At 33.3% G+C, this 23,313-nt stretch carries 27 protein-coding genes, 1 pseudogene and 1 riboswitch; of the genes and pseudogenes, 14 read left to right on the forward strand and 14 right to left on the reverse strand.

Going from position 1 to position 23,313, the window contains the following annotated elements; genetic code table 11:
* Position 1: 1 nt before the first annotated feature.
* Entirely contained in the window at positions 2–1,033 is a 1,032-nt protein-coding gene (locus ACXGSQ_RS09230; protein WP_458625915.1) for a FecCD family ABC transporter permease, read from the reverse strand.
* Positions 1,034–2,179 carry an ABC transporter substrate-binding protein gene (locus ACXGSQ_RS09235; protein WP_458625916.1) on the reverse strand — a complete coding sequence of 382 codons (1,146 nt, stop codon included), beginning with the start codon at positions 2,177–2,179 and terminating at the stop codon, positions 1,034–1,036.
* 191 nt (positions 2,180–2,370) lie between these two features.
* Positions 2,371–2,615: riboswitch (cobalamin riboswitch) on the forward strand.
* 29 nt (positions 2,616–2,644) lie between these two features.
* Here ACXGSQ_RS09235 and ACXGSQ_RS09240 point away from each other — a divergent pair.
* From ACXGSQ_RS09240 to ACXGSQ_RS09250, 3 genes and pseudogenes are all read left to right on the forward strand, one after another.
* On the forward strand, positions 2,645–2,905 hold the full coding sequence (locus ACXGSQ_RS09240) for a hypothetical protein (RefSeq protein ID WP_458625917.1): 261 nt from the start codon (positions 2,645–2,647) through the stop codon (positions 2,903–2,905).
* A complete protein-coding gene (locus ACXGSQ_RS09245; protein WP_458625918.1) occupies positions 2,883–3,239 on the forward strand; it encodes a TonB-dependent receptor in 357 nt (118 codons plus the stop codon). The genes ACXGSQ_RS09240 and ACXGSQ_RS09245 overlap by 23 nt, the downstream gene beginning before the upstream one ends.
* A 14-nt stretch (positions 3,240–3,253) precedes the next feature.
* Positions 3,254–4,027: pseudogene (locus ACXGSQ_RS09250) on the forward strand (TonB-dependent receptor domain-containing protein); the annotation flags it as partial.
* Between the two features lie 494 nt (positions 4,028–4,521).
* Here the strand turns inward: ACXGSQ_RS09250 and ACXGSQ_RS09255 are convergent.
* Entirely contained in the window at positions 4,522–5,955 is a 1,434-nt protein-coding gene (locus ACXGSQ_RS09255) for a S41 family peptidase (protein ID WP_458625919.1), read from the reverse strand.
* 168 nt (positions 5,956–6,123) lie between these two features.
* On the opposite strand from ACXGSQ_RS09255, the gene ACXGSQ_RS09260 reads away from it, so the two are divergent.
* The 4 genes from ACXGSQ_RS09260 (at position 6,124) to ACXGSQ_RS09275 (ending at position 8,340) form a co-directional block, all read left to right on the forward strand.
* Complete coding sequence (locus ACXGSQ_RS09260) at positions 6,124–6,633, forward strand: RNA polymerase sigma factor (RefSeq protein ID WP_458625920.1); 510 nt, start codon at positions 6,124–6,126, stop codon at positions 6,631–6,633.
* The gene (locus tag ACXGSQ_RS09265; RefSeq protein WP_458625921.1) at positions 6,620–7,105 is read left to right on the forward strand and encodes a hypothetical protein; all 486 of its coding nucleotides are present in this window, start codon (positions 6,620–6,622) and stop codon (positions 7,103–7,105) included. Before ACXGSQ_RS09260 ends, ACXGSQ_RS09265 begins: the two co-directional genes overlap by 14 nt.
* Positions 7,106–7,123: 18 nt before the next feature.
* A complete protein-coding gene (locus tag ACXGSQ_RS09270) occupies positions 7,124–7,696 on the forward strand; it encodes a DUF4252 domain-containing protein (protein ID WP_458625922.1) in 573 nt (190 codons plus the stop codon).
* 98 nt (positions 7,697–7,794) lie between these two features.
* Positions 7,795–8,340: a DUF4252 domain-containing protein gene (locus tag ACXGSQ_RS09275; protein ID WP_458625923.1), complete on the forward strand. Its 546-nt coding sequence runs from the start codon at positions 7,795–7,797 to the stop codon at positions 8,338–8,340.
* Positions 8,341–8,361: 21 nt separating this feature from the next.
* Here the strand turns inward: ACXGSQ_RS09275 and ACXGSQ_RS09280 are convergent, their stop codons facing one another.
* The 3 genes from ACXGSQ_RS09280 to ACXGSQ_RS09290 all read right to left on the reverse strand — a co-directional run bounded on the left by ACXGSQ_RS09280 (position 8,362) and on the right by ACXGSQ_RS09290 (position 10,811).
* The gene (locus tag ACXGSQ_RS09280) at positions 8,362–8,589 is read right to left on the reverse strand and encodes a hypothetical protein (protein WP_458625924.1); all 228 of its coding nucleotides are present in this window, start codon (positions 8,587–8,589) and stop codon (positions 8,362–8,364) included.
* Positions 8,590–8,599: 10 nt separating this feature from the next.
* Positions 8,600–9,943: an adenylosuccinate lyase gene (gene purB, locus ACXGSQ_RS09285; RefSeq protein WP_458625925.1), complete on the reverse strand. Its 1,344-nt coding sequence runs from the start codon at positions 9,941–9,943 to the stop codon at positions 8,600–8,602.
* Positions 9,944–10,247: 304 nt separating this feature from the next.
* Entirely contained in the window at positions 10,248–10,811 is a 564-nt protein-coding gene (locus ACXGSQ_RS09290; RefSeq protein ID WP_458625926.1) for an adenylosuccinate lyase, read from the reverse strand.
* A 40-nt stretch (positions 10,812–10,851) separates the two neighbouring features.
* Here ACXGSQ_RS09290 and ACXGSQ_RS09295 point away from each other — a divergent pair, with 40 nt between their 5' ends.
* Both ACXGSQ_RS09295 and ACXGSQ_RS09300 read left to right on the forward strand, forming a co-directional pair.
* Positions 10,852–11,325, forward strand: a complete 474-nt coding sequence (locus ACXGSQ_RS09295) for a heme-binding domain-containing protein (RefSeq protein ID WP_458625927.1) — start codon at positions 10,852–10,854, stop codon at positions 11,323–11,325.
* Complete coding sequence (locus ACXGSQ_RS09300) at positions 11,326–12,558, forward strand: glycosyltransferase (protein WP_458625928.1); 1,233 nt, start codon at positions 11,326–11,328, stop codon at positions 12,556–12,558.
* A gap of 37 nt (positions 12,559–12,595) precedes the next feature.
* Here ACXGSQ_RS09300 and ACXGSQ_RS09305 read toward each other — a convergent pair whose 3' ends face one another.
* The 4 genes from ACXGSQ_RS09305 to ACXGSQ_RS09320 form a co-directional block, all read right to left on the reverse strand.
* On the reverse strand, positions 12,596–13,252 hold the full coding sequence (locus tag ACXGSQ_RS09305) for an RluA family pseudouridine synthase (RefSeq protein WP_458625929.1): 657 nt from the start codon (positions 13,250–13,252) through the stop codon (positions 12,596–12,598).
* Positions 13,253–13,482: 230 nt separating this feature from the next.
* Positions 13,483–13,668: a hypothetical protein gene (locus ACXGSQ_RS09310; protein WP_458625930.1), complete on the reverse strand. Its 186-nt coding sequence runs from the start codon at positions 13,666–13,668 to the stop codon at positions 13,483–13,485.
* Positions 13,669–13,905: 237 nt separating this feature from the next.
* Complete coding sequence (locus ACXGSQ_RS09315) at positions 13,906–14,640, reverse strand: SDR family oxidoreductase (RefSeq protein ID WP_458625931.1); 735 nt, start codon at positions 14,638–14,640, stop codon at positions 13,906–13,908.
* Positions 14,641–14,677: 37 nt separating this feature from the next.
* Positions 14,678–15,367 (reverse strand): SIR2 family NAD-dependent protein deacylase, encoded by a 690-nt coding sequence (locus tag ACXGSQ_RS09320; RefSeq protein ID WP_458625932.1) that lies wholly within the window; start codon positions 15,365–15,367, stop codon positions 14,678–14,680.
* Positions 15,368–15,460: 93 nt separating this feature from the next.
* Between ACXGSQ_RS09320 and ACXGSQ_RS09325 the strand changes: the two genes are divergently transcribed.
* On the forward strand, positions 15,461–16,117 hold the full coding sequence (locus ACXGSQ_RS09325; protein ID WP_458625933.1) for a TrmH family RNA methyltransferase: 657 nt from the start codon (positions 15,461–15,463) through the stop codon (positions 16,115–16,117).
* 34 nt (positions 16,118–16,151) lie between these two features.
* Positions 16,152–16,514, forward strand: a complete 363-nt coding sequence (locus tag ACXGSQ_RS09330; RefSeq protein ID WP_458625934.1) for a VOC family protein — start codon at positions 16,152–16,154, stop codon at positions 16,512–16,514.
* Here the strand turns inward: ACXGSQ_RS09330 and ACXGSQ_RS09335 are convergent.
* The 3 genes from ACXGSQ_RS09335 to ACXGSQ_RS09345 all read right to left on the reverse strand — a co-directional run bounded on the left by ACXGSQ_RS09335 (position 16,511) and on the right by ACXGSQ_RS09345 (position 20,220).
* Positions 16,511–17,305, reverse strand: a complete 795-nt coding sequence (locus ACXGSQ_RS09335) for a carboxypeptidase-like regulatory domain-containing protein (protein ID WP_458625935.1) — start codon at positions 17,303–17,305, stop codon at positions 16,511–16,513. The two genes, ACXGSQ_RS09330 and ACXGSQ_RS09335, sit on opposite strands and share 4 nt — an antisense overlap.
* Before the next feature lie 190 nt (positions 17,306–17,495).
* Entirely contained in the window at positions 17,496–19,361 is a 1,866-nt protein-coding gene (locus ACXGSQ_RS09340; RefSeq protein ID WP_458625936.1) for a DEAD/DEAH box helicase, read from the reverse strand.
* 286 nt (positions 19,362–19,647) lie between these two features.
* The gene (locus ACXGSQ_RS09345; protein ID WP_458625937.1) at positions 19,648–20,220 is read right to left on the reverse strand and encodes a non-canonical purine NTP diphosphatase; all 573 of its coding nucleotides are present in this window, start codon (positions 20,218–20,220) and stop codon (positions 19,648–19,650) included.
* A gap of 62 nt (positions 20,221–20,282) precedes the next feature.
* Here ACXGSQ_RS09345 and ACXGSQ_RS09350 point away from each other — a divergent pair, with 62 nt between their 5' ends.
* Together ACXGSQ_RS09350 and ACXGSQ_RS09355 are read left to right on the forward strand one after the other, a co-directional pair.
* Positions 20,283–21,239 carry a DUF4421 family protein gene (locus ACXGSQ_RS09350; RefSeq protein WP_458625938.1) on the forward strand — a complete coding sequence of 319 codons (957 nt, stop codon included), beginning with the start codon at positions 20,283–20,285 and terminating at the stop codon, positions 21,237–21,239.
* A 162-nt stretch (positions 21,240–21,401) separates the two neighbouring features.
* Positions 21,402–21,701, forward strand: coding sequence for an HPF/RaiA family ribosome-associated protein (locus tag ACXGSQ_RS09355; RefSeq protein WP_458625939.1), 300 nt, complete (start codon positions 21,402–21,404; stop codon positions 21,699–21,701).
* A 44-nt stretch (positions 21,702–21,745) separates the two neighbouring features.
* On the opposite strand, the gene rlmH is transcribed toward ACXGSQ_RS09355, so the two are convergent.
* The gene (rlmH, locus tag ACXGSQ_RS09360; RefSeq protein WP_458625940.1) at positions 21,746–22,219 is read right to left on the reverse strand and encodes a 23S rRNA (pseudouridine(1915)-N(3))-methyltransferase RlmH; all 474 of its coding nucleotides are present in this window, start codon (positions 22,217–22,219) and stop codon (positions 21,746–21,748) included.
* 198 nt (positions 22,220–22,417) lie between these two features.
* Here rlmH and nadC point away from each other — a divergent pair, with 198 nt between their 5' ends.
* Positions 22,418–23,275, forward strand: a complete 858-nt coding sequence (gene nadC / locus ACXGSQ_RS09365; protein WP_458625941.1) for a carboxylating nicotinate-nucleotide diphosphorylase — start codon at positions 22,418–22,420, stop codon at positions 23,273–23,275.
* Positions 23,276–23,313 lie beyond the last annotated feature (38 nt).

The following is a 23,313-nucleotide window of genomic DNA, read 5'->3' on the forward strand; positions in this document are numbered from 1 at the left end:
TTTAAAACATCATTTTTCGTTGTCTTACTAATAACCATATTACAACCGGTGCTCCAACTAAAGCGGTAATCGCATTAATGGGTAAGGTGTAATCACTATTTGGAACTTGTGCAATAGTATCGCAAATAAGCATTACAATACCACCAAATAAAAATACGGCAGGTAACAATATTTTATGGTTGGTGGTTTTAAAGATTTGACGTGTTAAATGCGGAATTGCCAAACCAATAAATGCAATTGGGCCCGCAAAAGCAGTGATGGTTCCTGCAATTAAACTGGTAGCGACAATGATGATAAATCGGCTTTGTTTTAAATTTAAACCGAGGCTTTTGGCATAATTATCACCAAGTAATAAACTGTTTAGTCCTTTTATGGAGGCGACACTCAATATGAGTCCGATAGCATAAATACAGAAGAAAATTAAAAGTTCACTCCAAGATAGATTACTCAAACTTCCAAATCCCCAAAAGATGTATTGTTGTAATTGTTCTGCGGAACTAAAGTAAGATAGTACACTCACAATAGCAGCCGTAATACTTCCAAACATTAATCCAATAATAAGAATAGCCATAGTGTCTCTCACTTTATTAGAAACCGCTAAAACAGCTAGTAAAACTAGAAAACTTCCTAAACTCGCCGCAATAACAATGCTCCATTTCGTTGCTATAGCAGTAGCAAATAAGCCACCAAACAATCCTGAGCCTAAAATAACTAAAGCCACTCCTAAACTAGCTCCCGAACTGATACCTAATACAAATGGTCCTGCTAAGGGATTTCGAAATAGTGTTTGCATCAATAATCCGGAAATCCCCAAACCTGAACCAACCATAATAGCTGTTATGGCTTTTGGCAATCTATAATCCATGATGATGACGTTCCAGTTTGAAGAAGACTCTACAGATCCAAAAAAGCTTCCAAAAATACTTTTTAAGGGGATATTGATAGAACCCAAACTGATATTGACCACAAAGCAAACCAATAAAGCGAATGCGAGCAAGGTAAATTGAAGTCGATATGTTTTTTGTTTACCCAATTAATTAAGACGTTTAAAGAAATAAGGAGTATAATCTGTTAGCAATTCGGGATGGCAAATTTTTATTAAATCTTTTAAAACTAAATCGGGCCTAGCTGTTCCTAATTCATAATATAAAACACCACCCGTTTCTCCTGTTGTATTAGCGAAGCTATAGATGTTTTTGGTTTTAAAAGCTTCAAAATTGGTATATAATGCATTCGTTTCTTCTAATTGTTTTAAGCTAGAATAGTAAGAAGGGCTCAGCCATAAATCAGCATCCTTAGCTTTGTCTAATACCACTTCAAAACTTAAAGCTAAACTACCATTACCTGTGGTATTGCTCCATAAATAATTAACATTGGCATCTTTTAAAAATTGGGCTTCAGGACTAGAACCATTTGGTAAATACCATACGTCTTTATGCATCGCTCCACTTAAAATTGTGGGTTGATGTTTCGCTTGCTTTGCAATTGCTTTTGCCGCTAAATAATCGCGTTCAATAGTATTAAATATAGAGTCGGCTTCTTTTTCTTTATTAAAAAGTACACCAAAGAATTTAATCCATTCGGCTTTTGCTAAAGCTGAAGATTCTGCCCAATCCCCATTATAAATGACAGGAATCCCCGCTTTTTTTATGGTTTCGAAGGTTTTGTTTACACCATCAACGCCAAAGCCAACAACAACATCTGGATTTAGAGCGAGTAAAACTTCTGTATTAATACCTTCATTTTTTCCTAGCTCTCTTACGTTTCCAGCGTTAATTAACTGCCTTGTTTTTTTTGAGGACACATAATCTGAACCAGGAAAACCAATTAAGGTTTCTTCAACTCCTAAAAGTTCCAATGCGGGAATATGTGTTGTAGACGTTACTACCGTTTTAGTAATTGGAGTAATGATGACTCCATCATAATCGGCTTTATTAAAAGTGGTTTTTGCAGCTTGCTCTTTTGTAAGTAATAAATAGGTATATGTTTTTTCTGCCTCTGGCCACGCCTTAGTGATTTCTATGGTTTTACTTTTATCTGATTGCGAAATTTTAAAACCTTCGGCATATTTTAAAGGAATGGCTTTGGTTGCTGTTTGAGGTAAAATGGTATCGTTTTTAGTTTCATTTTTACATGCACTAACGATAAGCAGAAGAATTAAGAACTTAATGATTTTCATATGTAACCTTTGTAACTAATATTTAAGTTTTGAATTTTTAACTTTGTTAAAACTACAGTCATGAGAGACGATTCAAATTTAACACTATATATCGTTGCAGGAATAATCCTAGCACATTTTTTAATCGGTTTCATTTATTTAATCTATAAAATGAATAAGAAAAAGGATGACTAATCTCGTAACTTTATTCCATTTTTGATCTGAAATTAGGTCCTAATATCTAACCAATTAGATTAAAAGGGAATCAAGTGCAAAGAGGCACGGTTTAAAATCGGAAATTTTCATTCATTTACTGTTTCCGCAACTGTGAGTTTTATGCTCAATTAGATGGAGCTTCTCATTTTTTATTATTTTCTTCAAAACCACTGACATTTATGTTGGGAAGGTGAAATCGTAAGAAACAAGTGAGGAGACTTGCCTTATTCAACAATAAAATCAAACTTTCGGGATAAAAGTGATTGCAGAATGATACGTGTAGTACTCTTATTTTTATTGCTATTATTTGGTAGCGTTGCTAAGGCACAAACATCCACTGATTCTATTCAGAAACTGGATGAAGTTGTATTGAGTGATGTGAAATTAAAGCGCTTTGCTCATGGCTACAAAGTGACTGTGCTTAATGATTCTTTACTTCAACAAAATAGAAGCTCATTTACCGATATTTTACGTTTTAATTCTAATCTTTATTTTAAAGAGAATGGTTATGGTATCTTCTCCGTCATTTAGAGGTACTAATGCTTCGCAAACGGCTGTGATACGGAATGGGATTTCTATTAATTCGCAACTCACGGGGCAAACGGATTTTAATACCATTAATACCACTAATTTTAAAAGTGTGGTGATACGTTCTGGTGGTGGATCCGTTCAATATGGTAGTGGTGCCATTGGTGGTAGTATTCATTTAAATAATACTTTAAGTTTTAGTCCTCATTTTGATAATACCGTAACCTTATCTTATGGAAGTTATGATACTAAGAATCTCAGTTATTTGTCGTCTTATGCCAAAGACAAATGGTCTTTTAATATTGGACTTAATTATATTGATTCTGACAGTACCTAAATACAGATAAACGCAATACAAACGGAGCGTATTACAATGGAAGTATTAATGCTAACGCCGGTTATGTCTTATCCAATAAAGATGTCTTAAAACTTTATCATCAAACGTTTTTAGGAGAACGCGAATTTTCAGGAACCCTAAGTTCACCTTCTTTAGCTAAATACGAGGATCAAAACTTTAGAACCATGTTAGAATGGTCACATCAAGGAGATAAGGTCTTTTCGAAATTAAAAGTAGCACATTTACAAGAGCACTTTAAATATTTTGGAAATAAAAACACCGAGAATTATACCTTCGGAAAGGTAAATACTTACCTCTTTAATTATACGACAGATATTGATTTATTAACGGATTTAAAATTGAAACCGATAGTGTCTTATAATTATTACGAAGGTAGCGGGAGTAGTTTTGGTGATCCTAACCGGAAAGAATTTTCAACGACAGCGTTACTTCAATATACTCCTAATAGGAAATGGCAATATGGGTTAAATTTAAGACAGGATGTAACTTCAGGCTTTGAAAGTCCGTTGTTGTTTTCTTTTGATGTAGCCTATGAGGTTTCCAACAATTATAAATTGAAATTAAATGGGTCTAAAAACTACCGTATACCTACATTTAACGATTTGTATTGGCAGCCTGGAGGTAATTTAGATTTAGTGCCTGAAAATTCATATCAAATTGATTTAGGACAAGACATAACATATAAAAATGCCAAACTTAATCTAAACGCTTTTTATATAAAGACCACCGATTTTATCCAATGGAAGCCGAATACTTCGGGATTTTAGAGTCCGGAAAACATTGCTAAAACACAAAACTATGGTGCAGAAGCAAGCTTAGATGTTTCTAAAAAAATTAAGGAACATCATCTATCACTACAATTCAATTATGCATATAACATTTCAGAAGATTTAGAAAGCAACAAACAGTTAATTTATGTGCCTTACCATAAAGCCAATATAAACTTGGCGTATGCATACAAGCGGATGTCATTAGTTTAGCTGATAATGCTACAAGTTTACCAACAACGTCTTTATTTGATTTAAGTACGAGTTATGCTTATGGCTTATCTGTAGATGATAATCAGTTATTTGTAACCGATGCTAGCTTTACAGGAAATAGTACCTTATTAGTGTATGATATATCTTCAGGGACAGAAATTAATACGTTTAGTGTTGGTGTAGGTGCTTCAAAAATATATTTTAATTAATTATAGTTTCTAATAAGCAAGAAAAGCCGCTTTTACATTTTGTAGAAGCGGCTTTTTATTATAAATAGAAAATTAATCAATATACATATCTTGTTCTAAAGGAGATATTGGTCTACTTAATTCTATAAGCGTCGAACTGTTATCGGTCTGATTTGTAGCACGTCCAGAGGTTGTCATATGTTCAATTGCAGCGGACAAAAGAGGTTCGTTAACATCCCCTAGAGTTCCTAATGTACTTGGAGACTCACTGATTTCTATATCAGGAACCAAGCCTGTTGAAGGCACAAGAGCGTCAAATACATTTGTTGAATTTGCTATTAATGGCTGCATGGCATAATTATGGCTTAGGCTCACATTTTCTAAGGTAAAATCGGGGGAGTCATAAATGGTTCGTGAGGCTTGTGTTTTTCCTACAGTATTTTCCCCAATAACAATAACTTCGATATACGCTTTTAAGCTATTAATAACAAGTTCGCTGGCAGAAGCCGTTCTTTTATTTGTTGTAAGTACATAGACTTTAGATAAATTAAGACTGTTAATTGCACCAACGCCTGCTATTGAATTCGTAAACTTATACGTTTCATTATTGCTACTCAAATTATCATTGTAAAATAATTTCGAGTAGATTTCGCCATCAAACTGTCCTGTAACCATGCTTCCTAAATAAGCTGCAGTTTGTACAGAACCACCACCATTATAGCGAAAATCTAAGACCAGTTCTGAAACTCCGGCAGCTTTAAATTCACCAAAAGCGTTATTTAGGGCGCTATCAAAATTTTGATTAAACCCATTGTACATTAAGTACCCAATTTTAACATTATTAACATTTAATACTTGTGACTTATGAATAGGGTTCTCTGAATACACGGTTTTTGTTAAATCAGCGCTTTCACCATTTAAGGTAATGGTATCGTCTTCGGTGTCTGGAGTGCCATTAGTGTTGTAATCTGCAAAATTTAGAGTAAAAGAATTTTGATATATTGGATCGTTAAGATCATCGATACTATTATTGTTTAAAGGAATACCATTAATACCTCTAAAAATTTGCCCACGTTGTAAACCTAAATTATCAGCAACGCTGTTATTTAGGACCAAGGTAATAGCTCCAAAAACTTCGGTTTCACTTCCTGGTACACGATATAAATTAAATTCAATACCATTGTTTAAAGTTATACCGGCAAGTTGGTTTTGTAAATCGAAGTAGTTATCATAAATTCTACTAAATCGATCAATAGTCTCAGGGTTGTATTTTAAAGATTCAAATAAGTCTTCAGGACTACTAAAGTCGCTTAAGTAGTTAGTGTAATCAACGTCAGTAGAGAATCTGTCGTCTGCTAAATCTGGGGTTTGAGATTTATAGAGATAAAACACATTCATGCCTTTCCAAACAAAATCATTGATATCTATGGTTTTAGCAGTTATAATATTATCATCCATGTCTTCAAAACAACTTGTCATTGCAATCATAGCAATACAAGCGAGCAGTAAAGTCTTAATCTTTTTCATAGGTTGTTAATCGTTTTAATAAGTAGCAATTTCTTATATCTAAGTGTAAAACTCTAAATTTACTTACAATATTGTAAAATAAAGAAATCTTTGTAACAAAACATAAAGTGTATCGTCGTAATAGTGAAGGCGAATAACAATCGACTTTATCAACCAATCAAAACAATAATGAAGCAAGCAGATTTTGTAAGCTTAGTAATGCCATTTAAGGATAAAGTATTTCGTTTAGCAAAACGATTACTGGTTTCTCGTGAAGAAGCAGAAGATGCGACACAAGAAATACTTTTGAAATTATGGAAGAATAACAAAAAGATTGGGGACTATAAAAATGTGGAAGCATTTTCAATGACCATGACCAAGAATTTTTGCTTAGATCGCCTAAAATCGAAACAAGCACAGAATTTAAAAATTGTTCATAGTAATTACACAGATAATAATACGTCTTTACAAAAACAAGTTGAAGCTAAAGACAGTATGGATTGGGTTTCTAAAATCATGGAAGACCTACCAGAACAACAAAAAATAATAGTGCAGTTAAGAGATATTGAAGAATACGATTTTGCAGAAATCGCTAAAATACTAGATATGAATGAAACAGCGATTAGAGTAAATCTATCGAGAGCACGAAAAACAATACGAGAAAAATTAACTAATACACATCAACATGGTATTAAATAATATAGAAAAATTAATAGAAAAGTATCATAACGCAGAAACCTCTCTGCAAGAAGAAGCGCAGTTAAAAGCGTACTTCAACGGGGATAATGTAGCGCCAGAATTTGAGCATTACAAGCCCATGTTTCAATACTTTTCGCAATCACAAAAAGAGCAGTGTACCAAAGACGTTCCATTAAACACTAAGAAAACAAAATTGTATCAATGGATTTCTGTCGCAGCTGTTGCCGTTCTTATGATTGGTTTAGTTGTACCAAGCTTTATGGGGCCTACAGAACAAGAAAAACAAGAAGCACTTTTGGTATATAACCAAACCATGGAAGCTTTGAGTTTAATTTCTTTAGGAATGAATGAAGGGAAACAACAATTTAACAACTTAGCTTTAGTTGGTGATAATATCAACGAAGGTGCTCAACAAGCAAGCAAGCTAAGTCAATTTAGTACAATGACAAACAAAATTTTAAAAAACAAGTAAAACTAAAAATTAGAAATTATGAAAAAAATATTAGTAATAACGGCGCTTTTATTGACACCAGTATTGACGTTCGCTCAAGGTATATTCGATAAATACGAGGACATTGAAGAGGTGGCATCCTTTGTAATTAATCAGAAAGCATTTAGAATGTTGGCCACTATAGATATGGATATTGATGACCCGGAAGCGAAAGAGTTTATGGAAATGGTTAAGAAAATAACTGGTCTTAAGGTTTTTACAACAGGAAATGATAAAGTGTCTTCAGATATGAAAGCAACAGTAGATTCTTATTTAAAATCGTCTAAACTTGAAGAGTTAATGCGTTTTAAAGATGGTGATCAAACAGTGAAATTTTACGTAAAAGAAGGTAAAGACGAAAACCATGTAAAAGAATTATTAATGTTTATGTCAGGTCTTAAGGAATTAACCGAAGGACAAGACATCGAAATTAACGGTAAGAAACGTGTGTTTGAAACTGTAGTATTGTCTTTAACTGGTGATATTGATTTAAGACAAATTTCGAAAATCACGAATTCAATGGATATTCCAGGTGGTGAGCAGTTGAAGAAAGCTGGAGAGAAAAAACAATAAATATAACTAATGACAAGTCATGCTAAACACGTTAACATTCAATCGAAAGATGAATAGTGAACTACATTAGTCATTAAAAAAATAATAGAAATAAACTCATGATACAATCAATCAAAAAATCAATAGTAATGTTGCTTTTGGTTACAGCTTTTACAAGTTGTAATCAAGGGCCTACATTGCAGACCTATTACGTTGATAACGAATTAAAACCAGGTTTTGCTTCGTTTGATGTGCCAACAAGTTTTGTTAATGTTGAAAATGTTGACTTGACGGAAGAACAGAAAGAAGCTTATAATTCTGTAGATAAGTTGAATGTGTTAACGTTTATGAAAGCTGATACAGATGCTGAAGATTACAAATTAGAATTAGAAAAAGTTAATACTATTCTTAAAGATCCTAAATATGAAGAGTTAATGCGAGGGGGTGATGCTGCAGATGGAAAATTTGTGGTGAAGTTTTTAGGCGATATAGAGAATATTGATGAAGTCGTTATTTTTGGAAACGCTAAAAATAAAGGTTTTATCATCGCCAGAATTTTAGGAGATGATATGAATGCAGGCAAATTAATGTCCTTAGGATCTGTATTAAAAAAGGCAGATTTTGATGAAAATCAATTAAATGGTTTAAAAGACTTTTTTAAATAAACTGACAATTTTATTTAAATGTTAATGTGAATCGTCTTGAGAAGTATCTTCAGGACGATTTTTTTTGATATCATTTTTTAAGGCATAGCTAACCGCAAAAATAAACATGGTTCCAAAACCTAAGAATAGAACTCCCTTTATAATCATATAATCGAGCACATCTAATAAACCAGCTATAAATATACTGAAGGTTATAAGCGTTACGCAAATTAAGGCAATAGCATCTGTTGATAATGGGAAAAGTTTCACAAATTTAAAATTAGATTCCAGTATAATTACTTGGAGTAATCGCTTTTAATTCCGATTTAATAGCATCCGAAACCTCTAAGGTATCAATAAAATTTGAAATAGAACTTTGTGTAATGGATTCATTAGTTCGCGTTAGCCCTTTTAACGCTTCATAAGGATTTGGATAACTTTCACGTCTTAAAATGGTTTGAATCGCTTCAGCAACTACAGCCCAATTATTTTCTAAATCTTGAGCAAATTTAGATTCGTTTAGTAATAATTTACCTAAACCTTTTACAGTAGATTTAAACGCAATTAATGTATGACCAAAAGGCACACCTACATTTCTTAAAACCGTACTATCTGTTAAATCACGTTGTAATCTAGATAATGGTAATTTGGCAGACAGATGCTCAAAAATAGCATTTGCAATTCCTAAATTTCCTTCACTGTTTTCAAAATCAATAGGGTTTACTTTATGTGGCATTGCGGAACTTCCGACTTCACCAGCTTTAATCTTTTGTTTAAAATAATCCATCGATACATACGTCCAGATATCTCTGTCCAAGTCAATGATTATTGTATTAATACGTTTTAAACCATCAAATAAAGCTGCAACATGATCGTAATGCTCTATTTGTGTGGTTGGAAACGAATGATGTAATCCTAATTTTTCTTGAACAAATTTAGTTCCAAAAGCTTTCCAATCGATATTAGGATAGGCGACTTTATGAGCGTTGAAATTTCCTGTTGCACCACCAAATTTAGCAGCACTTGGAACGTCGTTCAATAAATTGAATTGTTCTTTTAATCGCACCGCAAAAACTTCAATTTCTTTTCCTAAACGCGTTGGCGATGCTGGTTGACCGTGTGTTCTTGCTAACATTGGTATATGTGCCCAATCGTTTGCTAAACCTTCAATTTTTTCTAATAATGCTAAATATTCAGGGACGTAAACATCATTCATCGCATCCTTAATGCTTAAAGGAATTGCTGTATTATTGATATCCTGAGAGGTTAATCCAAAATGAATAAATTCTTTATATGCAGATAACTCTAAAGCATCAAATTTATCTTTTATAAAGTACTCAACCGCTTTTACATCATGGTTGGTTACTTTTTCAATCTCTTTAATAGCTGAAGCGTCAACCGCTGTAAAATTCTTATAGATAGCTCTTAAATCTTCAAAAATAGAACTCGAAACCGATTCTAATTGTGGTAGAGGTAACTCACACAAGGCAATAAAATATTCGATTTCTACTAAAACACGATATTTAATCAGTGCTTCTTCAGAAAAATAGTGACCTAAAGCTTCAACTTTAGATCGGTATCTACCATCGATTGGTGAAATTGCATTAAGAGAAGAAAGTGCCATTTGTGTTGGTTTTTTTGAAGCATCAAATATAAGAAAGTTAGTTGGAATAAGCAGTGTCAATAACAGTATTCAATTTATAGTATTTTGTCTTCAGTTTTGAGTCAATGAGTTTGTTTCGCGTTTTTTTTAATAAAGTTATTTCTATGATCATTTGAAATTTTTTTTTCAGTCTCAGTTACAGTCTTCTGTCTTGCGTTTTTAGAGCTTCGTGTGAAATGTTGACAAACAGAAGCACAGATAAAAGCAAAATAAAAGGTACTTTATAATCTAGCTTTTAAAATAAAGATGCTACCAACAATTACCATCATTTTCTAATCTTCTTCAAAATATGTTTTGCTCTAGCCTTAAAACCTGAGCTTTGCAGTTCATAATCACGTTCTAAAATAATAGCTAATTCAGGATGAATCCAGTCGTATTCTGTACCTAAGAGATACAAACTATTCATACTATAGGCTTTTGGTGCAATTTTTTCGTCAGTAATCATCCAATCAAAACACGCTTCTATGATGTGTTCTTTGTGGGTTTCGGAAAGGGCTGTTTTAATGGGATTATTAGTTTGAGAATAATGGGCTTTGGTTAGATATTCGCAGACCTTAGCGACAGGTCTAACGGCCGAATCTAAATGAACTCTTGTTATCTGTTTTGTAAAGGTATTGAGATGTGGAATTATGGCATTGAGATTTTTACCGCACATAAATTCGAAAACCCAAGCGGCTCTGCACGAAATTTTATCGTCCACATTAAAAAGAATGTCTAAAAGTGGTGTGATTAATTGGGGATTATCTATGAGTAGGTTGGCGTATTTTAGTCGCTTTTCTCGTGAATGAGTGACGTAGTTCAATTCTTTGTATAGTTCTGCTTTTGTCAAAAGAAAAATGATTAATTTAGAGCTTTAAAAATAATCAATTATGAAGATTATAAAGAAAATAGGACTTTTACTTTTATTAGTATTTATTGTAGCTCAATTTTTTGGACCTGATAAAAATGAAGGGGATATTACAACTGTAGATGCCTTCTTTAGGGATACTAGTCCGCCAAATGAAGTCAAAACGATATTGGAAAATGCTTGTTTGGATTGCCATAGCGATACTACACGTTACCCTTGGTATAATAATATTACTCCCGTTAATTATTGGTTAAATGAACATGTGACTGATGGAAAAAAACATTTTAATGTTTCTAAATGGAATGATTATTCGGATAAGAAGAAGGATCATAAATTTGAGGAGTTAATTGAAATGGTAGAAGCCAAGGAAATGCCTTTAGATAGTTATACGTGGACGCATGGTGAAGCTAAATTGTCAGCAGAACAAATTGAAACTGTTGTGGCTTGGGCAAATACAGTGCGTTTAAAATATGTATTTCTAAAAGAACCGCAATAGTTGAAGAAAACGCTTTTAGTTATTGGTTTTGTTTGGCCAGAGCCCAAAAGTTCAGCTGCAGGTAGTCGTATACTTCAGTTAATAGAACAATTTCAAAATCAAGATTACCACGTTACGTTTGTCTCTGCGGCAAAAACGTCAGGTAATACTTTCGATTTATCGTCGATTGGAGTGATTAGTGAAGCGATTCTTTTAAATGATTCATCGTTTGATGAATTTGTAAAAAAAATGAATCCAGATGTAGTGTTGTTTGATCGTTTTATGACAGAAGAACAATACGGTTGGCGTGTTGCAGAACAATGTCCTGATGCTATACGAATTTTAGATACGGAAGATTTTCATGGTTTACGAAAGGCTAGGGAAGTCGCTTTAAAAAAGAATGAAAATCTTACCTTGTCTAATTTACAAAATGAAACAACCAAGCGTGAAATTGCTAGCATTTACCGTTGCGATTTAAGCATCATGATTTCTGAAGCCGAAATTGAAATTCTAACCCAACAGTTTAATATTGATAAGCGTTTACTTTGTTATTTGCCATTTTTATTAGATTCTATTTCTGAAATTGAAATACAACAATTACCAACTTTTGAAGAAAGACTACATTTTATAACTATCGGTAACTTTCTACATGCGCCAAATTATGATGCTATCTTATATTTAAAGCAAACAATTTGGCCATTAATAAGACAGCAATTGCCAAAAGCAGAGTTGCATATTTATGGGGCTTACGAATCTCAAAAAGTAACGCAACTGAATAAACCCAAAGAAGGATTTTTTATTAAGGGGTTTGCAAAAGAGGTGGATGACGTCATGCGAAATGCAAGAATTTGTTTGGCATCCTTACGTTTTGGTGCAGGCTTAAAAGGAAAACTCGTTGATGCGATGCAAAACGGAACTCCATGTGTTATGACAAGTATTGCCGCAGAAGGGATGTTTGGTCATTTTGATGAGAACGGGTTTATTGCAGACAATCCTGAGGTTTTTGCAGAAAAAGCAACAGAACTTTATACTGAAGCAGAACTTTGGAAAGAGAAGCAGTTACATGGATTTACAGTTTTAAACCAACGTTTTAATAAAACGGATTTCGAAAAAGCATTGACATCGAAACTAATAGAATTGTCCACCGGTCTAAATGCACATCGTGAACACAACTTTATAGGACAATTATTTATGCACCAATCGATGCAGAGTACTAAATATATGAGTAAATGGATTGAGGCTAAGAATAAGTGAGTCTGTAATAAACCAACACTCAGCATTAGACTTTAAATTATTGTAAAACACTAAATATTTTTTTGAAATTCTCGGGGAATTCATCTTTAATATATAGCTTATCTTTGGTAAATGGGTGAATAAATTTTAAAGAATAGGCGTGGAGGTACAATCCTTTTCCATTTAAAATAAGGGATGCTATACCATAATCTTTATCTCCTAATATAGGATTTCCTATGCCAGATAAGTGTTTGCGTAATTGATGTCGCCGACCAGTAAAGGGTTCTAATTCTACGAGATTTAGTTGACCAAATCTTTCAGAGCTAACAGATTGGTGGACTTTATAATTAGACCGAGAAGGCTTTCCGTCAACCTCTGTAGTTATGCTGCCTTCGGTGTTCATGTTACCAATCGTAACCGCAAAATAGGTTTTCTTAATGGCTCTATCTTCAAAAAGTTGATTTAAAGCACGAATGCTACGACTTGTTTTTCCAACCAATAAAATACCCGTAGTTGCAAAATCTAAACGGTGAACAGGTTGTGGTTGAGTTGTGTCATCGAGTGGACTTCGTTTTAAATTCTGGATTAAAGCGTTAGCGATAGTTTTAAAATGATTGCCACTTACTAAAATTCCACCAGGTTTATGAATGACAGCTAAATAATCATCTTCAAACAGCACCTTGAGTTTAAAGATCAATCTCTTTTTTGGACTCACGTTTTCAGGAACCGATAAGGTAATACATTCCCCTCCTTTTATAAATGTAGCTGAAGTTGCAATTTCTCCATTTACAGTAATATGATTTTTTTTTAAAGCCTTTTTTAAAGCAGATTTTGTGGGAAATGTCTTAAAAATACCAACACCATATTCTTGAAGTCGAATAGTCGTAGAACGCTTTGGTACAATATGGATTTCGGTTCGTTTAATTTTGGTCTTTATAATGAAGGTTATTTAACCGTTTTAAAGTTGCCAAAAATTAACCCCGTTAGTAACAACCCAATTCCTATTCCAATAAATGAACCTTTTGCTAAATCTGGTAATTCTGTCAATTGAGAAAATATTTGAGATATTGCAACGACAAAAATTCCAATAGATATTAGGAGTAACGTTTTCTTTTTTGTTATTGTTTTCATCTTTTTAAAGTTTGAAGTATTAGTAATTTGTTTTCAATATTTGTTACAGTTTTAAACCTAAAATTAGGAAGTTTTTTTTTTTAAAGAACATTAATGTCTAAAAGTAGATTAAAAAAGGTGAAACTAAAATAAGCAAAAACTATAGAATAATTCTAAATTTTTCCTAATTTCATGACGTTTTTTTAATTAGCAAGACGCAATATTAACTTTTAATTTTGTACAATCCTTTATAACTATTTAAACTAAAGCTCCGTTGGCTCCAATAACCTGACCAGAAACCCATTTAGAATCGTCACTTGCTAAAAACACAACAACTCTGGCAATATCAATGGGTTTTGCTAGTCTGTTAAATGCATTCATACTACTGAGTTTATCTATAAATTCTTGAGACTTTCCGTTTAAAAATAATTCAGTTTCTGTGGCTCCTGGGGCAATGGCATTTACTGAGATACCTCTTCCTATTTCTTTAGAAAAGACGCGTGTCATTTGTTCAACCGCTGCCTTTGATGCCGAATACAAAGCATACGTAGGAAACATTAATTTTACAGTACTCGATGAAACATTAATGATATTTCCGTTGTCTGCAAGTTTAAAATAGGCTTCTTGTAAGGTATTAAAAATACCTCTAACGTTAATATCAAATTGTTTAGAAAAATCGTCTTGTGTATTATCTTTTATTGCTTTTGAAATCATGACGCCTGCATTGTTTATTAAAACATCGACTTTGCCATATTTAGCAATGGTTTTATCAAATAATTGCGTGACGTCATCTCTATTGCTTACATCTGCTTTAATGGCAAACGCAGAGCCTCCGGCTTTAGTGATGTTTAAAACGGTGGTTTCAGCTTCAGTGGTGCTATTAGAATAATTGACTACAACTTTAGCGCCATTTTTAGCTAATTGAATTGCAATTTCTTTCCCAATACCTCTTGAAGCGCCTGTTACTATGACGACTTTGTTTTCTGTTTTCATGTCTAGTTTTATTATAATTTGTTTTAGGTTTTGATGCTTAATTTTGTGGAGGCGTTTCTAAAAGAGATAATAATGTTTTAACTCCTTCTGTTGCTGACTGGGCAATACTATGAACTTTACTATTTTTATTTAAATTAGGTTTCGGGTCAATATAATAAATTGGTGTTTCTGAAGGTGCAAAATCTAGCAATCCTGCAGCGGGATAAACCTGCATACTAGTACCAATAATAACTAAAATATCGGCTTGTTGACAAATTTCTATGGCTTTGTCAATCATAGGAACAGCTTCTCCAAACCAAACAATATGCGGACGGAGTTGATAGCCTTTTTCACAGGTATCACCCAGGTGGATATCTTCAGTCCATGTTCTGATATCGTTTTGATCTCCTGAGCTTCGTATTTTACGGAGTTCACCATGTAAATGCACAACATTACTGCTGCCGGCACGTTCGTGTAAATCATCGACATTTTGAGTTATGATGCTGACGTTATAATGGTTTTCAAGAGTTGCTAAATCTCTATGAGCTTGGTTAGGTTCTACGTCTTTTAATTGCTGTCGTCTTTCGTTGTAGAAATTTAAGACCAATTCAGGATTACGTTTAAACCCTTCTGGTGTGGCTACTTCCATAACATCGTGTCCCTCCCAAAGGCCGTCCGCATCTCTAAATGTTTTTATACCACTTTCGGCACTCATACCAGCTCCTGTTAATACAACTATATGTTTCATGTGGTTCTGTTTAATGTTGATGATAATCCTTGACTTGAATGTTTACGCTTTTAACATAGGTATTTCAATTTATAAAATTACTATTTTTGAGCTATGCAAGACTTGAAACTTCTAGAATATTTAGAAACATTCCTCACCGAAAGCCGCATTGAGCGTTTTAATAGCGTTCTGCCTCAACGTACAAAACATTTTACAGTCGCCACTGAAGATGTCTATCAGTTACATAATACGAGTGCTGTGATGCGTTCTTGTGATGTGTTTGGGATACAGGAATTGAATATTGTAGAAGAGGTGAATTCAAAAAGTATCGATAGGGAAATTGCTATGGGAGCTCAAAAATGGGTGGATTTAAATCGCTATAACTCAATAACAGACTGTATTGCTGATTTAAAAGCGAAAGATTATCAAATTGTAGCTACAACTCCACATATTGATGATTGTGAGTTAATCGATTTTGATATAGCTAAAAAATCTTGTTTTTTCTTTGGTAGAGAAACGGAAGGCTTATCACAACAAGTGATTGATAATGCAGATTGCTTTTTGAAAATTCCAATGGTTGGTTTTACGGAAAGTTTAAATATCTCGGTATCTGCAGCAATTATTCTTCAACATGTGACGGCACAATTACGAAAATCGACAATAGAATGGCAATTAAGCGAAACGGAAATTATTGAAAAACGTTTTGATTGGATTAAAAAAACGTTAAAAGATTACGATGCAATTGTAGAGCGCTATAAATTGAAAGTATAAATTTTGTAAATTTATTGAACTAAAAACACAGATTATGGTAGGTTGGTTTGAAATTCCCGTAAACGATATGGATCGTGCTAAAACGTTTTATGAAACAGTATTTAATGTAGAAATTAAAGATGTAGAATTTGATGGGTTAAAAATGGGCTGGTTTCCAGATAACAATGGAGCTTATGGAGCAACCGGAACATTGATTAAACAAAAGTCTTACATACCAAGTAAGGAAGGGACGTTGGTTTATTTTATGTCTAAGGATGTGCAGATAGAACTTGATAGTATAGAAGCTGCTGGTGGAAAAATAGGCCTAGAAAAAACTAAAATTTCTGATGAAAATGGGTTTATGGGAGTCTTTATTGATACGGAAGGTAATAGAGTGGCTTTGCACTCTGAAGCTTAAGTCTTAGTCTTTTTTGCCTTACTTCTTTTGATCACTTTATATTCTTCATAACATTCGCTAATAGCATCTAAAATTTGAAGATCATTAGCTGTGTTAATGAAATCTTTGGAGTAGTTACATTGATTTACGATTTCGTCTAAATCGAATTTTGTGACTTGTAAAAGCACTAATAACATTTCTCTATCAAAACGTTTCGATAGTTGACTTCTAATTTCGTCATCTTCTTTCATTTTCTTTAGCCTATGCATTTCATTAGGCTTTCGACCAAACATATTGTATAAGAAATCTGCTGGATTAAATATCGCACCAAGCACTTTGGTTGCAATATTTGGTTTTCCAGCTTCGTAACCTTGTCCAGGTAAACCAGAAATGCGATAACGATTATTAGATGTCATTGGCACCTGATTCATGTCGACTTCCAAATAGCCCGTTAATTCGAGTTGTTTTACTGTAACTTCTTCTAAAGCTAAAGCTAATTCGGTCATTTTAATTTCGGTATTCCCAAATTTTAACCAATCATTAGTGACTCTAACTTTAATCGATTTATAACCTAAATACGATAAATGTAAGGTGTCATTGACTTTTGCTTTTATTTCAAAAAGCCCTTCATCGGTTGTTGCAGTCCCTACAACTTGATTGATATTTATAACATTGGCTTCCGCTAAAGGTAGACCCGTCGAAGCACTAACTATAGTTCCTTTAACTTTAGTTGGTGTTTTTGTTGCTGTACTGTCTTGGCTAAAACCACTAACCGTACTTAAGCATATAATTAAAAAAAGTAGATATCGCATGCATTTGTGTTACGAGGTAAAGGTAATAAAGAAAACGGATTTAACATATTGCGTGCTTAGATTTGACTTAATATTAACTTTTTTAGGCATTAATGCGGCTATCACACAAAAAAAATCCAAAACTTAAAGGGCTACTTTAAGTTTTGGATTTTGTAATGTATTGTTTTGAAAGAACTGTTTTTATAACAGCTTAATCACGTCGTCTAGAACGTCTTGGTCTTTCGGAAGAACCACTAGATTCTGAAGAGCGTCTCTCTCCTCTGTCGCTTCTATCGCTAGTACGTCTGTCGCTTCTGTTTCCAGAACCACCTCCTTCAGAGCGTCTACCACTAGAGCGTCTCTCTCCTCTTGGTTTGTCATCGCGTCTGCGACTTCCTCCACCTCCAGAGCGTCTGTCATTTCCTCCACGGCTTCTACCACCACTTCTGCCACCACGACTTCTGCCTTTGTCTTCACTAACTTCTACGTTTACAAAACGACCTTCATATTTAAAGTCTGTAAAGAAAGCTAATACTTTTTCTTGTAATGCTTTTTCAGTATTAAAGAAAGAGAAACTTTCTTTAACATCTACCTTAAAGACATCGTCACGCCCAAGTTCTAATTGTTCTTTTAAGAAATCTTTCAATTTCATCCAATCAAAACCATCTTTGCTACCCACATTAATAAAATAACGTGAATCATCAGATTGTTTTCCGTAATCGCGTCCGCCATCTCTATCGCTTCCACGAGATTCTACAGTACCTAAGTCTTTCGATTTTTGGTAGTAATTGAAGAAACGGTTAAACTCTACAGAGAAAAACTTCTTAATTAATTCGTCCTTATCAGTATCAGCAAATAATTCATTGATACTTTCGAGATGCTTATCAATTTCGTGATTTGTTTCTGTTGTATGGATTTTGTTTGCTAAAGACATTAATTGTACTTCAACAATATCACCACCAGAAGGAATTTCTTTTTTATCGAAATCTTTCTTAATGATACGTTCAATACTTTTTATCTTTCTAACTTCACTTTTAGAAACAATAACCATAGACACTCCTGTTTTACCAGCACGTCCTGTTCTACCAGATCGGTGTGTATAGGTTTCTATTTCATCAGGAAGTTGATAATTAATAACGTGAGTAATATCATCAACATCAATACCACGGGCTGCTACATCGGTTGCAACTAACATCTGTATTTGTTGATTTCTAAAAGATTTCATGACCAAATCTCTCTGGTTCTGACTTAAATCTCCGTGTAGTGCACCTGCAGAATAGCCATCTTCAATTAAGTTTTCGGCTACTTTTTGTGTGTCTCTTTTTGTACGACAGAAAATTACAGAAAAAATATCTGGGTTTGCATCTGCCAAACGTTTTAACGCTTGATAACGATCTCTTGCGTTTACTAAATAGTATTCGTGAGAAACGTTACTCGTACTTTCGTTTTTATTACCTACCGTAATTTCAGTAGGATTGTACATGAATTTCTTTGCAATAGTTGCCACTTCTTTAGGCATTGTTGCAGAGAATAACCAGGTGTTTTTGTCTTCTGGTGTATGCGAAAGAATATCAGTAATATCTTCCTTAAAGCCCATGTTTAACATTTCATCAGCCTCATCTAAAACGCTGTATTGTATCTTAGAAATATCAACCATTCTACGGCTAATCATATCTTTCATACGACCTGGTGTTGCCACAATAATTTGTGCTCCACGTTTTACAGCTCTTGCTTGATCTGAAATACTAGATCCACCATAGATAGCTACAACATTTAAGCCTTTGCAATATTTACCGTAAAGTTTAAGTTCGTTGGTGATTTGTAAACAAAGTTCACGAGTAGGAGATAGGATAAGACCTTGTGTGGTTCTGCTATCAATATCTATTTTTTGCAACATCGGAAATCCGAAAGCTGCGGTTTTCCCTGTACCAGTTTGTGCCAAAGCTACTAAGTCTTTGTCTTCTTCTAATAATAATGGGATTGCTTTTGCTTGTACTTCACTTGGTTTTTCAAAACCTAAATCTGTAATAGCTTTAATAAGGTCTTCATTAAGACCTAATTCTTGGAATGTGCTCATTCTTGAGTATATGTATTCGATTATATTCTTTTGGTGTTACAAAAGAAGCGAATCGACATACTAAACACTTAAACTTCTAGGTAACACATCCTCACTCTGAGGAATATACAAAATCCGATCATGGATTTTTTGCAGGGTGCAAATGTACAACAATTAATTGGATAATCAATTTTTGTTGTTTTGTGTTTGTTAATGTGATTTAATTCAGTGTGTTATGTGTGTAGCAGAGTGATGATGAACTCGATAATGATTAATGATAAGGTGTTTTATACGCTGTTATTTTATCTTAATCTTTTAAAAATGCAATCAGTTTAGAAACGGCTTTCCCACGATGGCCTATTTTGTTTTTTTCTTCCAAAGAAATTTCAGCAAACGTTTTATCATAACCCTCGGCTTTAAAGATCGGGTCGTATCCAAAACCTCCATTACCATGTTTCTCAGGTGTGATTATACCTTTGCAGATTCCTGTAAACGTGTGTAGTTTTCCATTAAGATGTAATGCAATTACGGTTTTAAATTGTGCATTTCGGTTGGCTTTCGTTTTAAGCGCTGTAAGTAGTTTGTTGGTGTTGTCTTCAGCATTGCGTTGTGGACCAGCATAACGTGCCGAAAACACGCCTGGTTCTCCGTTTAATGCGTCGACTTCTAAACCTGTGTCGTCAGCAAAACAATCGTAGCCATAATGTTTTTTTAGGTATTCTGCTTTTTGTATGGCATTACCTTCAATTGTTGGTTGTGTTTCTGGGATATCTTCATCGCAAGCAATATCTTTTAAACTTAAAAGTTTAATATGTTCTGGTAACATACTTTGGACTTCTTTAATTTTATTTAAGTTATTAGTTGCGAAAACAAGTTGCATAGGGTGGTCTTATTTAATGTAATTTAGCTTTTGTAAAAATATAATATTTTAACATACTCACTATGGTAAAGCTTTATTTGCTTTTAGTTTTTTGTTTTGCTAACTTAACTCTTACGGCACAAGATTTAGATGATTTAGATTCTTTACTTGTAGACCGAGATATGGAAAATTATTCCATCCGTCTGTTTTCTAATTTTAAGGTGAATAAATTCAGTATTTCAGATGATGATTCTAAAGCCAAATTTGTGCCTAATAACCGATATGGTATAGGGCTTGGATTTGCTAATAAAAAAATTATACTCGATATCGCTGTTAATATTAAAAACCCGAATAAAGAGAAAACAAGTCGTTTTGATTTACAAGGAACAACCATTTTAAAAGATCAAAATTATGTAAAAATTTATACGCAAGTATATAGAGGTTTTAATGCTAAGAATAATTTTGACGAAGCGACTGTTTTTAGTAAAGATATTAGATCTGTGAGTGTTGGGTTTAATTATATGTACACTTTAGATGATATAGAGTTTTCGTATTCGCAATTAAAGGCAGGTTTGTCTAATAAAAATGATGAAAATATATTTATAACTGGAGGTATAGGACTTTTTGGGAGTTTTGATTACTTTTCAGCAAGACCAAGTATTTTATCTGAAACGACAAGTCCTTATTTTAATGAACAAGGTGATATTAAACGATATCAAGGATTATCCTTAGGGATTTTAGGTGGTTTTATTACTTATTTTAAACTTCCTGAGAACATTACAGCAACAGTAAATGTAATGCCAGGTATTGGTTTGGCTAATAAAAAAATCACACTTAAGGATGGAAGTTATAAGCCTTCTAATCCTATGGTGTACAAATTAGATTTTCTTTTAGGTTTGAGCTATAATTTGAAACAGTATTACATAAGTTTATCCTATAGTAACGATTTGTATAATACAGATTTTGGCTACGGAAATGATTACTTATTAAATCTTACTAAGGCAAAGTTAGCAATAGGCTATAAGTTTAATAAAAGGTAGAGATAGTCTAAGGTGTTCAATTCTAGTTCGTCTGCTTTTAAACAGGTGGTTTAAAGAACTAAATTGTAAAATTTATCAATTAATTATGATAATTATCAGGTTCAATATTGACTAAATCTTGTATCTTAGTGAAAAGAATTATTCATTAAAACAAGATAGATTATGACGGTAAATTTTCAATATGTAAACATTGATGCAAGTGAAACACTTTCAGCATTAACAGAAGAAAAATTAGAAAAATTAGCTAACAAGTTTGAGTTTCTTATTTCGGCTCAAGTATATTTTAAGCATGACGAAAAAGACCACAATGCCGGTAAGATTTGTAATATCGAATTAAGTTTACCTGGACCACGTATTTTTGCTACTTCAAACGAGAAAAATTACGAAATGGCTATGAGTGAGACTATTAACGATTTAACAAAACAGCTTAAAAAACGAAAAGAAGTTTATAAAACACATTAATTGAAGAAACGTTTCGACGTTTAATACCAGAGGGTTTATAGTTTTTAGCGGTGATGATAAGGCTCATTTCTAAGAATTGTAAACCCTCTGTACAATTGTTCAATAAAGAATAAACGCACCATTTGATGTGAAAAGGTCATTTTAGATAAACCTAATTTTCCGTTGGCTCTAGCATAAACGGCATCCGAAAATCCATAAGGCCCGCCAATTACAAAGATTAAGGTTTTAATTCCAGAATTCATATGTTTTTGTAAGTAACTCGAAAATGCTACTGAATCCATTTGTTTACCGTTTTCATCAAGTAAAATCAGAACATCAGAAGTTTGTGTTTTAGCTAAAATCAGTTCGCCTTCTTTGTCCTTTTGCTGGGCTTCGGATAAATTCTTTACTTTTTTTAAATCAGGAATGATTTCAAAATCAAACTTAATATAAAATCCAAGTCGTTTTGAGTAATCTGCAATTAATGCAATTAAGTTTTTATTGTCAGTTTTGCCTATGGCTATCAGTTTTATTTGCATTGTAGTGTCTGGCCGAGCGCAGTCGAGACCTCGTTAAATGACCTCTCGACTGCGCTCGAGGTGACAGAAACTGCCTAATTGAGTTTCAAATTTAAGGATTTAAAAGCATTCAAAAAGTTTGTCTCTTTATAATTTGACATTTACTTTTTGATATTTTTAATCTTTCAATTCCTATTTTTACAACAAATATGTATTCAGATGATTTCAAAAGCACAATTTGATAAAGAAATAGAATTAATAATTGCCAATGCCATTAGAGAAGATGTTGGTGATGGTGATCATAGTTCACTGGCTTGTATTCCTGTTTCAGCGCAAGGAAAAGCAAAATTATTGGTAAAAGATGAAGGTGTAATTGCTGGTGTTGAGTTTGCAAAATTGGTGTTCGCTTATGTTGATGCTGATTTGAAAGTTGAAACCTTAATAGAAGATGGACAAAACGTAAAACACGGTGATATTGTGTTTTATGTGGAAGGAGCGTCACAATCTATTCTTAAAGCAGAACGTTTAGTTTTAAATGCCATGCAACGCATGAGTGCCATAGCGACCAAAACAAGAACGTTTGTTGATTTATTAGAGGGTACAGGGACAAAAATTTTAGATACACGTAAAACCACTCCTGGTATTAGAGCTTTAGAAAAATGGGCTGTAAAAATTGGAGGTGGTGAAAATCATAGATTTGCCTTATATGATATGATTATGTTAAAGGATAATCACATCGATTTTGCAGGTGGAGTTGCTAAAGCTATAAACTTAACGAAGCAGTACTTAAAAGCCACTAATAGAGATTTAAAAATTATTGTTGAAGCTAGAAATCTTGAAGAAATTAAAGAAATTTTAGATTGTGGTGGAGTTTATAGAATTCTGATTGATAACTTTAATTATGAAGATACAAGAAAAGCTGTAAAACTTATTGGAGGTCAGTGTTTAACGGAATCGTCTGGAGGTATTAATGAAAATACACTTAGAAAATACGCGGAGTGTGGAGTTGATTATATTTCGTCAGGAGCCTTAACGCACTCAGTTTATAATAAAGATTTAAGCTTAAAAGCTGTATAAGTTAGTTTTGAGGTAATAGATTACAAGTTAGAAAGCCA

The sequence above is a fragment of the Winogradskyella sp. PC D3.3 genome (assembly GCF_054366245.1).